Genomic DNA, 11,593 nt, shown 5'->3' on the forward strand with positions numbered 1-11,593 from the left:
TGCATAACCTTATCCCGGGCGGATCGCTTTTGTGATGCGCCTTGTCGCCTGATGCTATCGACGATTAACCCTGTTTTCCACAGGTGGATCACCGCTTGATCACAGCGTACAATGCTCGCCTTTAGTGCGGGAGAGCATCATGGCCGATATTACCTTAATCAGTGGCAGTACCCTTGGCAGCGCCGAATATGTCGCTGAACATCTGGAAGAGAAACTGCAGGAAGCGGGCTTTTCAACCGAACTGCTGCACGGACCCGAGCTGGATGAGGTGCCGCAGGAGGGCGTCTGGCTAATTGTCAGCTCAACGCACGGTGCCGGCGAACTGCCGGACAACCTGCTGCCGTTTTATGAAGCGCTGCAGGAGAGCCAGCCGGATCTGTCAGGCGTACGCTTTGGCGCAGTGGGTATCGGTAATCATGAATACGATCTGTTCTGCGGTGCGATCAAGCTGCTGGAGACGACGTTAACGCAGCTGGGCGCCAAACGTATTGGCGATCGGCTGGAGATCGACGTGCTGGAACATGAGATTCCGGAAGATCCGGCGGAAGTGTGGGTCGCCAGCTGGCACCCGCAGATTTAAGACGATCTTTGCTGGTCGGGGATCGGGTATTTGTGTCGATCCCCAGTTGATTCCGCTGTTTTATCGCCTTTTACCTGCGTCGCTCTGTGGATAAGATCTATTATTTCATGCGTATAACCAGTAGTTATCCAAAGAACAACCGCTGATGCTTTTTTACGCTGTGCATAAGTAGCAAAGTTGATCTCAGCTTATACGGATCAGGATCACCGATCATTCACAGTAAACGATCCTCGCTAATCCTCTGTTGCCACAACGCTTTTCCGGGTTATCAACAGCCAGGGGCGATCCTAATAAGAGATCTAACAGAGAGATCATATAAAAGACTTAAGATCCTTTCTTTTAAACCGCAGGATCCCGCGACTTTCGCCCTGAACAGAATTTCAGTAGAATCCACCGCCCAGGGCAACGATCCCTGTCCGAACACTAACGAGGACCCACTTCATGTTTTATCCAGATCCTTTTGACGTCATCGTAATCGGTGGTGGTCATGCGGGCACAGAAGCCGCGATGGCCGCTGCCCGAATGGGTCAGCAAACCCTGTTACTCACCCATAATATTGATACGCTGGGACAAATGTCCTGTAACCCGGCGATCGGTGGCATCGGGAAAGGACACCTGGTTAAGGAAGTGGATGCCTTAGGCGGTTTGATGGCCAGCGCGATCGATCAGGCCGGTATTCAGTTTAGGATACTAAACGCCAGCAAAGGCCCGGCGGTGCGTGCCACGCGTGCACAGGCAGACCGGGTACTGTATCGCCAGGCGGTACGCACTGCGCTGGAAAACCAGCCGAACCTGATGATCTTCCAGCAGGCGGTTGATGATCTGATTGTGGAGAACGATCGCGTTGTCGGCGCCGTGACCCAGATGGGCCTGAAGTTCCGGGCGAAAACCGTCGTTCTGACGGTGGGCACTTTCCTGGACGGCAAAATCCACATCGGCCTCGATAACTACAGCGGTGGTCGTGCAGGCGATCCTCCGTCGATTCCGCTGGCTAAACGTCTGCGTGCGCTGCCGCTGCGCGTAAACCGCCTGAAAACCGGTACGCCACCGCGTATCGATGCCCGCACCATCGACTTTTCGGTGCTAACGCCGCAGCACGGGGATGACCCGATGCCGGTGTTCTCGTTTATGGGCCATGCCGGACAGCATCCGCAGCAGGTGCCATGCTGGATAACCCACACCAATGAGCAGACACATGAAGTGATCCGCAATAACCTCGATCGCAGCCCGATGTATGCCGGGATCATCGAGGGGATCGGGCCACGCTACTGCCCGTCGATTGAAGACAAAGTGATGCGCTTTGCCGATCGTAACGCACATCAGATTTTCCTTGAGCCGGAAGGGCTGACCAGCAACGAAATCTACCCGAACGGTATCTCCACCAGCCTGCCGTTTGATGTGCAGATGCAGATCGTGCGCTCGATGAAAGGTCTGGAGAACGCGAAGATCGTGCGCCCGGGCTACGCCATCGAGTACGACTTCTTCGATCCGCGCGATCTCAAGCCGACGCTGGAGAGTAAATTTATCCACGGCCTGTTCTTTGCCGGCCAGATCAACGGCACCACCGGTTATGAAGAAGCGGCGGCGCAGGGGCTGCTGGCCGGCCTTAACGCTGCGCGTCAGTCAGCGGACAAAGAGGGCTGGGCGCCGCGTCGCGATCAGGCCTATCTTGGCGTGCTGGTCGACGATCTGTGTACGCTGGGCACCAAAGAGCCGTATCGCATGTTTACCTCGCGCGCCGAGTATCGTCTGATGCTGCGTGAAGATAACGCCGATCTGCGCCTGACCGAAACCGGACGTGAACTCGGCCTGGTCGACGACGCGCGCTGGGCTCGCTATAACCAGAAGCTGGAAGCGATTGAGCAGGAGCGTCAGCGTCTGCGTGACCTGTGGGTGCATCCGAAGTCTGAAAACGTCAGCGAAGTGAACACGGTAATCAGCGCGCCGCTCACCAAAGAAGCCAGCGCGGAAGATCTGCTGCGTCGTCCGGAGATGACCTACGAACTGCTGATGTCGCTGCCGAGCTACGGTCCGGCGCTGGCGGATGAGCAGGCCGCAGAGCAGGTAGAGATTCAGGTGAAGTATGAAGGTTACATCGCGCGTCAGCAGGAGGAGATCGATCGCCAGCAGCGCAATGAAAACACCTTACTCCCGGCCGACCTCGACTATCGCCAGGTGAATGGACTGTCGAATGAAGTGATCGCCAAACTCAACGACCACAAACCGACTTCCATTGGCCAGGCATCGCGTATTTCCGGCATCACGCCGGCGGCAATTTCAATTCTGCTGATTTACCTGAAAAAACAGGGCCTGCTGCGTAAAAGCGCCTGATCGACCCCCGGGGCGGGCATGCTCGCCCCTGTTAATGGAATTCTCGTCGTGATTAATAAACTCTCCCGGCTGCTGCAAGCGGCAAACATTTCCCTCTCCGATCAGCAAAAACAGCAGCTGGTGGGTTATGTCGAACTGCTGCACAAGTGGAATAAAGCCTACAACCTGACCTCGGTGCGCGATCCGCAGCAGATGCTGGTGCGCCACATTCTCGACAGCATCGTGGTAGAACCCCACCTGCAGGGTGAGCGCTTTATTGATGTCGGTACCGGACCGGGCCTGCCGGGGATCCCGCTGGCGATTGTCCGCCCGCAGGCGCACTTTACGCTGCTGGACAGCCTCGGGAAACGCGTGCGTTTCCTGCGTCAGGTGCAACATGAGTTAGGACTCACTAACGTCACGCCGGTGCAGAGCCGGGTGGAAGAGTTCCCGGCTGAGCCACCGTTTGACGGGGTGATCAGCCGCGCCTTTGCGTCGCTGGAGGACATGCTGAACTGGTGTCACCATCTGCCGGGCGCGACAGGCCACTTCTATGCGCTGAAAGGCGTCAGGCCGGATGACGAAATTGCCGCGCTGCCTGCCGGCTTCGCCATCGAAAAAATTGAGCCACTGCGGGTGCCGGAACTGGAAGGTGAGCGTCATCTGGTGGTGATCAGGCGGCAATAGTCGCGCAAACGGTGTGGATTTATCGCGATTCATGCCGTTTGGCTTAGCGCAGCAGCCGGCTAAAAAAACAGCGGTTGAACGCGTCACGATAAACGCTTTTATTCAACAGGGCAGGGGAAGCGGGTTAACATCCGCCGCGGAAATTATCCGAAAACCTCTGTTACATTTAACGAATAATTCACATTTCATTATCAGTTACATCACTTTAACCGCTGTATTTACTGTGCCGAATAGTCACGGCGGAAAATATAACTCTGCAATAAATCGGCGGACGTAATATCAGTTTTACGTTTTTATTGCGGTGGGTGATGTCAATAGAGTGTTTTTATCGAAAATCTGGCGCTAATCCTAGAACAATAATTCTATCTCACTGATATAAAAGTAAATTACGGGTTTGATTAATTGCGCGGCAGGGGTTAAAAAGCAAATTATCGCTGCCGGGGGTGCTTATAATGTGATCTGAAGCACGCTTTAAAAGCAAGTCTGCCGGGCAATTTCAAGCCTGTTTCGTCAGGCAGGCCGAAGCGGATGTTTTGAAAAATAGCCCTCCAGAAAGAAATTTAAATAATTGTTCACCTTTTCGCTACTTACCGATTGAAATCGCAGGTGCGGCCCGTATAATTTGCACGGCTTTTGCTGCTTGACTCAAAAGAGTAAAGACAGTCTTATACGACACGCGACATACCCCGTTCGGGGCAGGAGAGTTAAGCGTCATGTCAGTGTCTCTTTACAGTGTGAAATTAGCCCGAACCGTGCTGGTGATCCAGCTGGTGACCTTTGTCGTAATCGGTGCGCTGTTTGCCCTGAAAGATGTCACCTGGGGCGCCTCTGCCATCGCGGGTGGTGCGGCAGCCTGGCTGCCAAACGTACTGTTTATGTTTTTAGCCTGGCGCCTGCAGGATCAAACTCCGGCAAAAGGGCGTGTCGCCTGGAGCTTCGCCTTTGGTGAAGTGCTCAAGGTGTTTGCCACCGTTGTTTTTCTCGTTGTGGCGTTAGGTGGATTTGGAGCGGTCTTCTGGCCACTCGCAATCACCTGGTTATCGGTGCTGGTGGTACAAATCGTCGCGCCGGCTGTAATTAACAACAAAGGGTAAGAGGCATCATGGCCGCAGGAGAGATCTCAACGCCGCAGGAATACATAGGTCATCATCTGACACATCTTCAGATGGACCTGCGTACTTTCGAGCTGGTGAATGCACACGACGCGCCAGCAACGTTCTGGACGTTAAACCTGGACTCCATGTTTTTCTCTGTTGTACTGGGACTGGTGTTCCTGGTGCTGTTCCGTAAAGTGGCGAAAAGTGCCACCAGCGGTGTGCCAGGGAAAATGCAGGCGGCTATCGAGCTGGTCGTTGGCTTTGTTGATAGCAACGTCCGCGACATGTACCACGGTAAGAGTAAAGTTATCGCCCCGCTGGCTCTGACGATTTTCGTCTGGGTCTTCCTGATGAACTTCATGGATCTGCTGCCTATCGATTTGCTGCCGTTTATCGGCGAGCACTATCTGGGCCTGCCGGCGCTGCGCGTCGTGCCGTCTGCAGACGTGAACATCACGCTGTCTATGGCGCTGGGCGTATTTATTTTGATTCTGTTCTACAGCATCAAAATGAAAGGCGTAGGTGGCTTCGCCAAAGAGCTGACGCTGCAGCCTTTTAATCACCCGATCTTCATCCCCATCAACCTGATTCTTGAAGGTGTTAGCCTGCTGTCTAAACCGGTTTCGCTCGGTCTGCGACTGTTCGGCAACATGTATGCGGGTGAGCTGATCTTTATCCTGATTGCCGGTCTGCTGCCGTGGTGGTCGCAGTGGGTGCTGAATGTGCCATGGGCCATTTTCCACATCCTGATTATTTCGCTGCAGGCTTTCATTTTCATGGTCCTCACGATTGTCTATCTGTCGATGGCATCTGAAGAGCATTGATTTTTATCTCAACAACTTAGCTTTTAACTGAAACAAACTGGAGACTGTCATGGAAAACCTGAATATGGATCTGCTGTACATGGCTGCCGCTGTGATGATGGGTCTGGCGGCAATCGGTGCTGCGATCGGTATCGGCATCCTCGGAGGTAAATTCCTGGAAGGCGCAGCGCGTCAGCCGGATCTGATTCCTCTGCTGCGTACGCAGTTCTTTGTTGTAATGGGTCTGGTGGATGCAATCCCAATGATCGCTGTTGGTCTGGGTCTCTACGTGATGTTTGCTGTCGCCTAAAGCCTGTAGCCGTGGTTCACTCATGGCACGCAGTGTGATGAGGAACGGATTCTGCCGTTTATCGCTGATAGCGGCAGAGCAAGTTAACTTAATAAGAGGCATTGTGCTGTGAACATTAATGCAACAATCCTCGGCCAGGCCATCGCGTTCATCCTGTTTGTCGCGTTCTGCATGAAGTACGTATGGCCGCCGATTATGGCTGCCATCGAAAAGCGCCAGAAAGAAATTGCTGAAGGCCTTGCTTCTGCTGAACGCGCGAAGAAAGATTTGGATCTCGCGCAGGCCAATGCGACCGACCAGCTGAAAAAAGCCAAAGAAGAAGCTCAGGTCATTATCGAGCAGGCGAACAAACGCCGTGCCCAGATTCTGGACGAAGCCAAAACTGAAGCTGAGACTGAACGTAACCGCATCGTGTCTCAGGCGCAGGCAGAAATCGAAGCCGAGCGCTCACGTGCACGTGAAGAGCTGCGTAAGCAAGTCGCGCTGCTGGCCTTAGCTGGCGCCGAGAAGATCATCGAACGTTCCGTGGATGAAGCTGCTAACAGCGACATCGTTGATAAACTGGTCGCTGAACTGTAAGGAGGGAGGGGCTGATGTCTGATCTGATTACTGTAGCTCGCCCCTACGCCAAAGCAGCTTTTGACTTTGCTGTTGAGCATCAAAGTATCGACCGCTGGCAGACCATGCTGGCGTTTGCCGCAGAAGTGGCTCGCAACGAACAGATGGCAGAACTCCTTTCCGGTGCATTGGCACCGGAAGCCTTGTCTGCTTCTTTCAACGCAGTCTGTGGTGATCAACTTGATGAACACGCTCAGAACCTGATTAAGGTTATGGCGGAGAACGGACGTTTGACAGCGCTTCCAGCGGTACTGGAACAGTTCATTCAACTGCGTGACGCTTATGAAGCGACAGCCGAAGTTGATGTGATCTCCGCCAGTGCGCTGAGTGACAGCCAGCTGAGTAAAATCAGCGCCGCGATGGAAAAACGTCTGTCACGCAAAGTTAAGCTGAATTGCAAAATTGATAAGTCTGTAATGGCAGGTGTGGTTATCCGTGCGGGTGACCTGGTGATTGATGGCAGCGTGCGCGGCCGTCTTGACCGTCTGGCAGACGTCTTGCAGTCTTAAGGGGACTGGAGCATATGCAACTGAATTCCACCGAAATCAGCGAACTGATCAAGCAGCGCATTGCTCAGTTCAATGTCGTGAGCGAAGCTCACAACGAAGGTACTATTGTTTCTGTAAGTGACGGTATCATCCGCGTACACGGCCTGGCCGATGTAATGCAGGGTGAGATGATTGCTCTGCCGGGCAACCGTTACGCTATCGCACTGAACCTCGAGCGTGACTCTGTAGGTGCAGTAGTGATGGGTCCGTACGCTGACCTCGCCGAAGGCATGAAGGTGAAGTGTACTGGCCGTATCCTGGAAGTGCCGGTTGGCCGTGGCCTGCTGGGCCGCGTGGTTAACACCCTGGGTGCACCGATCGACGGTAAAGGCGCTATCGACAACGATGGCTTCTCACCGGTTGAAGTGATTGCACCAGGCGTTATCGACCGTCAGTCAGTCGACCAGCCTGTTCAGACCGGTTACAAATCTGTCGATGCGATGATTCCAATCGGCCGTGGCCAGCGTGAGCTGATCATCGGTGACCGTCAGACCGGTAAAACTGCGATGGCCATCGACGCCATCATCAACCAGCGCGATTCTGGCATCAAGTGTGTTTACGTCGCGATCGGTCAGAAAGCCTCTACCATCTCTAACGTGGTACGTAAGCTGGAAGAGCACGGTGCGCTGTCTAACACCATCGTGGTTGTCGCTTCCGCTTCTGAATCCGCTGCGCTGCAGTACCTGGCTCCGTATGCCGGTTGCGCGATGGGTGAATACTTCCGTGACCGCGGTGAAGATGCGCTGATCGTGTATGATGACCTGTCTAAGCAGGCTGTTGCTTACCGTCAGATTTCTCTGCTGCTGCGCCGTCCGCCGGGTCGTGAAGCATTCCCGGGCGACGTGTTCTACCTCCACTCTCGTCTGCTGGAGCGTGCATCACGCGTAAGCGCTGACTACGTTGAGCGTTTCACCAACGGTGAAGTGAAAGGCCAGACCGGTTCTCTGACCGCGCTGCCGATCATCGAAACCCAGGCGGGTGACGTTTCTGCGTTCGTTCCGACCAACGTAATCTCGATTACCGATGGTCAGATCTTCCTGGAATCGAACCTGTTCAACTCCGGTATCCGTCCAGCCGTTAACCCGGGTATTTCGGTATCCCGTGTTGGTGGTGCTGCACAGACCAAGATCATCAAGAAACTGTCCGGTGGTATCCGTACCGCGCTGGCACAGTATCGTGAACTGGCGGCGTTCTCTCAGTTCGCTTCCGATCTGGACGATGCAACGCGCAAACAGCTGAGCCACGGTCAGAAAGTGACCGAGCTGCTGAAGCAGAAACAGTATGCACCGATGTCTGTTGCACAACAGGGTCTGGTACTGTTCGCTGCCGAGCGCGGCTTCCTGAACGACGTTGAACTGGCGAAAATCGGCAGCTTCGAAGCCGCTCTGCTGGCGTTCGCCGATCGCGAACACGCGGAGCTGATGGCTGAAATCAACCAGGCGGGTAACTACAACAACGAAATCGAAGAGAAGCTGAAAGGCCTCCTCGAAACGTTTAAAGCAACCCAGTCCTGGTAATGTCTGGCGGCTTGTCTGAAAAGGCAGGCCGCAAGGCTTTGAGGAGAAGCTAATGGCCGGCGCAAAAGAAATACGTACCAAGATCGGAAGCGTGAAAAACACGCAGAAGATCACCAAAGCGATGGAAATGGTCGCCGCCTCCAAAATGCGTAAAACGCAGGAACGCATGGCGGCCAGCCGTCCGTATGCAGATACCATGCGCAAAGTGATTGGTCACCTTGCTCTGGGTAATCTGGAATACAAGCACCCTTACCTGGATGAGCGCGACGTTAAGCGCGTCGGCTACCTGGTCGTTTCGACTGACCGCGGGCTTTGTGGTGGTTTGAACGTTAACCTGTTCAAAAAATTGCTGGCAGAAATGAAAGGCTGGTCTGATAAAGGCGTGCAGAGCGATCTGGCGATTATCGGTTCCAAAGGCGTTTCTTTCTTCGGCTCTGTAGGTGGCAACGTCGTGGCTCAGGTTACCGGCATGGGCGATAAGCCTGCGCTGTCCGACCTGATCGGCCCGGTAAAAGTGATGTTGCAGGCTTATGATGAAGGCCGCATCGACAAGCTGTATATCGTCAGCAATAAGTTTAATAACACCATGTCTCAGACTCCGACCATTACCCAACTGCTGCCGTTACCGCCAGCGGAAGGTGAAGAAGAGATGAAGGCGAAGACCTGGGATTACCTGTACGAACCCGATCCGAAAGCGCTGCTGGATACCCTGCTGCGTCGTTATGTCGAATCGCAGGTTTATCAGGGTGTGGTGGAAAACCTGGCCAGTGAGCAGGCTGCACGTATGGTGGCCATGAAAGCGGCAACCGATAACGGCGGAAACCTGATCAAAGAGCTGCAGTTGGTGTACAACAAAGCTCGTCAGGCCAGCATCACTCAGGAACTTACCGAGATCGTCTCGGGAGCCTCCGCGGTTTAACCAGGCATATATCCCGTCGCGCGAGCGCGGCCGGATATTCTCGTATTAGGTAGAGGATTCAAGATGGCAGCTGGAAAGATTGTCCAGATTATCGGCGCCGTAGTTGACGTCGAATTCCCTCAGGACGCGGTACCGCAGGTATACAGCGCTCTCGAGGTAAAAAATGGTGATGCTCGTCTGGTGCTGGAAGTTCAGCAGCAGCTGGGCGGTGGCGTGGTGCGTACCATCGCCATGGGTTCTTCTGACGGCCTGAAGCGCGGTCTGGAAGTCACCGACCTGAAAAAACCTATCCAGGTTCCGGTTGGTAAAGCAACACTCGGCCGTATCATGAACGTGCTGGGTGAGCCAATCGACATGAAAGGCGACCTGAAAGAAGAAGACGGCAGCGCTGTAGAGGTTTCCTCTATTCACCGCGCAGCGCCTTCTTATGAAGATCAGTCAAACTCGCAGGAACTGCTGGAAACCGGCATCAAGGTTATCGACCTGATGTGTCCGTTCGCGAAGGGCGGTAAAGTCGGTCTGTTCGGTGGTGCGGGTGTAGGTAAAACCGTAAACATGATGGAGCTGATCCGTAACATCGCGGCTGAGCACTCAGGTTATTCGGTCTTTGCCGGCGTGGGTGAGCGTACTCGTGAGGGTAACGACTTCTACCACGAAATGACTGACTCCAACGTTATCGATAAAGTAGCGCTGGTGTATGGCCAGATGAACGAGCCGCCGGGTAACCGTCTGCGCGTAGCACTGACCGGTCTGACCATGGCGGAAAAATTCCGTGATGAAGGCCGTGACGTTCTGCTGTTCATCGACAACATCTACCGTTACACCCTGGCCGGTACAGAGGTTTCTGCACTGCTGGGTCGTATGCCATCGGCGGTAGGTTATCAGCCAACGCTGGCTGAAGAGATGGGTGTGCTGCAGGAGCGTATTACCTCCACCAAGACCGGTTCAATCACCTCCGTACAGGCCGTTTACGTTCCTGCGGATGACCTGACTGACCCGTCACCAGCAACCACCTTTGCTCACTTAGACTCAACCGTTACGCTGAGCCGTCAGATCGCGTCACTGGGTATCTACCCGGCCGTTGACCCGCTGGACTCTACCAGCCGTCAGCTGGATCCGCTGATCGTCGGTCAGGAGCACTACGACGTCGCGCGTGGCGTTCAGTCGCTGCTGCAGCGTTACCAGGAGCTGAAAGACATCATCGCCATCCTCGGCATGGACGAGCTGTCTGAAGAAGACAAACTGCTGGTGGCACGTGCGCGTAAGATTCAGCGCTTCCTGTCTCAGCCGTTCTTCGTAGCAGAAGTCTTCACCGGTTCTCCGGGTAAATACGTGACGCTGAAAGACACCATCCGTGGCTTCAAAGGCATCATGGAAGGCGAATTCGACCACCTGCCAGAGCAGGCGTTTTACATGGTCGGCGCGATCGAAGAAGCTGTCGAAAAAGCGAAGAAACTGTAATAACGGTTTCCCAGGAGGAGTGGTATGGCTATGACTTATCATCTGGACGTGGTCAGCGCGGAGCAGCAAATGTTCTCCGGTCTGGTGCAGCGTATCCAGGTGTCAGGTAGCGAAGGTGAGCTGGGTATTTACCCGGGCCACGCCCCGCTGCTGACTGCCATCAAGCCTGGTATGATTCGCATCGTTAAACAGCACGGCGAAGAGGAGTATATCTACCTCTCTGGCGGCGTGCTGGAAGTACAGCCGGGCAGCACGACCGTTCTGGCCGACACTGCAATTCGCGGTGAAGACCTCGACGAAGCGCGCGCGCTGGAAGCGAAACGTAAAGCAGAAGAGCACATGAACAGCAGCCACGGCGACGTGGACTATGCTCAGGCCTCTGCGGAGCTGGCGAAAGCTATCGCAAAACTGCGTGTCATCGAGCTGACCAAAAAAGCGATGTAATCAGGCTTTATGCGTCACGAAATGCCAGCCCCCGGGCTGGCATTTTTTTTGCCGGCAGCCGGTGCGCATAAATGCGCACCCTACGAATAGCTATGCTAGTGGGCGCCATTCATGGCGACCAAATGTCGGTGCGCATAAATACGCACGCTGTCCAAAACCGCACAATCACCCCGTAGATACCGTCTTGCCGGTTACCTGGCAAGACATATTTCGGCATCGAACGGACGACCCGATTTCAGCACGCCATAAGCCAGCTGCAGCAGCTTCTTCATCGCCGCGCACACCACGACTTTTCCCGT

General features: G+C 54.5%; 12 protein-coding genes and 1 pseudogene. 12 read left to right on the forward strand and 1 reads right to left on the reverse strand.

Features of this window, described 5'->3' with window-relative positions:
* Positions 1 to 139 precede the first annotated feature (139 nt).
* The 12 genes from mioC to F3J41_RS23070 all read left to right on the forward strand — a co-directional run bounded on the left by mioC (position 140) and on the right by F3J41_RS23070 (position 11,294).
* Positions 140 to 580 carry an FMN-binding protein MioC gene (gene mioC / locus F3J41_RS23015; protein WP_021508182.1) on the forward strand — a complete coding sequence of 147 codons (441 nt, stop codon included), beginning with the start codon at positions 140 to 142 and terminating at the stop codon, positions 578 to 580.
* A gap of 441 nt (positions 581 to 1,021) precedes the next feature.
* Entirely contained in the window at positions 1,022 to 2,911 is a 1,890-nt protein-coding gene (mnmG, locus tag F3J41_RS23020) for a tRNA uridine-5-carboxymethylaminomethyl(34) synthesis enzyme MnmG (RefSeq protein ID WP_021508183.1), read from the forward strand.
* 48 nt (positions 2,912 to 2,959) lie between these two features.
* Positions 2,960 to 3,577 carry a 16S rRNA (guanine(527)-N(7))-methyltransferase RsmG gene (gene rsmG, locus F3J41_RS23025; protein ID WP_058758219.1) on the forward strand — a complete coding sequence of 206 codons (618 nt, stop codon included), beginning with the start codon at positions 2,960 to 2,962 and terminating at the stop codon, positions 3,575 to 3,577.
* A 713-nt stretch (positions 3,578 to 4,290) separates the two neighbouring features.
* Positions 4,291 to 4,671 carry a F0F1 ATP synthase subunit I gene (atpI, locus tag F3J41_RS23030; protein WP_021508185.1) on the forward strand — a complete coding sequence of 127 codons (381 nt, stop codon included), beginning with the start codon at positions 4,291 to 4,293 and terminating at the stop codon, positions 4,669 to 4,671.
* Between the two features lie 8 nt (positions 4,672 to 4,679).
* Complete coding sequence (gene atpB, locus F3J41_RS23035; RefSeq protein WP_031279833.1) at positions 4,680 to 5,498, forward strand: F0F1 ATP synthase subunit A; 819 nt, start codon at positions 4,680 to 4,682, stop codon at positions 5,496 to 5,498.
* A gap of 49 nt (positions 5,499 to 5,547) precedes the next feature.
* Complete coding sequence (atpE, locus tag F3J41_RS23040; RefSeq protein WP_003849523.1) at positions 5,548 to 5,787, forward strand: F0F1 ATP synthase subunit C; 240 nt, start codon at positions 5,548 to 5,550, stop codon at positions 5,785 to 5,787.
* Between the two features lie 108 nt (positions 5,788 to 5,895).
* Positions 5,896 to 6,366 (forward strand): F0F1 ATP synthase subunit B, encoded by a 471-nt coding sequence (gene atpF / locus F3J41_RS23045; RefSeq protein WP_021313757.1) that lies wholly within the window; start codon positions 5,896 to 5,898, stop codon positions 6,364 to 6,366.
* 14 nt (positions 6,367 to 6,380) lie between these two features.
* Positions 6,381 to 6,914, forward strand: coding sequence for a F0F1 ATP synthase subunit delta (gene atpH / locus F3J41_RS23050; RefSeq protein ID WP_021508187.1), 534 nt, complete (start codon positions 6,381 to 6,383; stop codon positions 6,912 to 6,914).
* A gap of 14 nt (positions 6,915 to 6,928) precedes the next feature.
* The gene (atpA, locus tag F3J41_RS23055; protein ID WP_021508188.1) at positions 6,929 to 8,470 is read left to right on the forward strand and encodes a F0F1 ATP synthase subunit alpha; all 1,542 of its coding nucleotides are present in this window, start codon (positions 6,929 to 6,931) and stop codon (positions 8,468 to 8,470) included.
* A gap of 52 nt (positions 8,471 to 8,522) precedes the next feature.
* A complete protein-coding gene (gene atpG / locus F3J41_RS23060) occupies positions 8,523 to 9,389 on the forward strand; it encodes a F0F1 ATP synthase subunit gamma (RefSeq protein ID WP_021508189.1) in 867 nt (288 codons plus the stop codon).
* Between the two features lie 63 nt (positions 9,390 to 9,452).
* A complete protein-coding gene (gene atpD / locus F3J41_RS23065) occupies positions 9,453 to 10,850 on the forward strand; it encodes a F0F1 ATP synthase subunit beta (RefSeq protein ID WP_021508190.1) in 1,398 nt (465 codons plus the stop codon).
* 24 nt (positions 10,851 to 10,874) lie between these two features.
* Entirely contained in the window at positions 10,875 to 11,294 is a 420-nt protein-coding gene (locus tag F3J41_RS23070; protein WP_021508191.1) for a F0F1 ATP synthase subunit epsilon, read from the forward strand.
* 191 nt (positions 11,295 to 11,485) lie between these two features.
* On the opposite strand, the pseudogene F3J41_RS23075 reads toward F3J41_RS23070, so the two are convergent.
* Positions 11,486 to 11,593, reverse strand: a pseudogene (locus F3J41_RS23075) (IS110 family transposase); the annotation flags it as partial.

It is taken from the genome of Pantoea sp. Ap-870 (genome assembly GCF_011752515.1).
Classification (GTDB): Bacteria; Pseudomonadota; Gammaproteobacteria; order Enterobacterales; family Enterobacteriaceae; genus Pantoea; species Pantoea dispersa.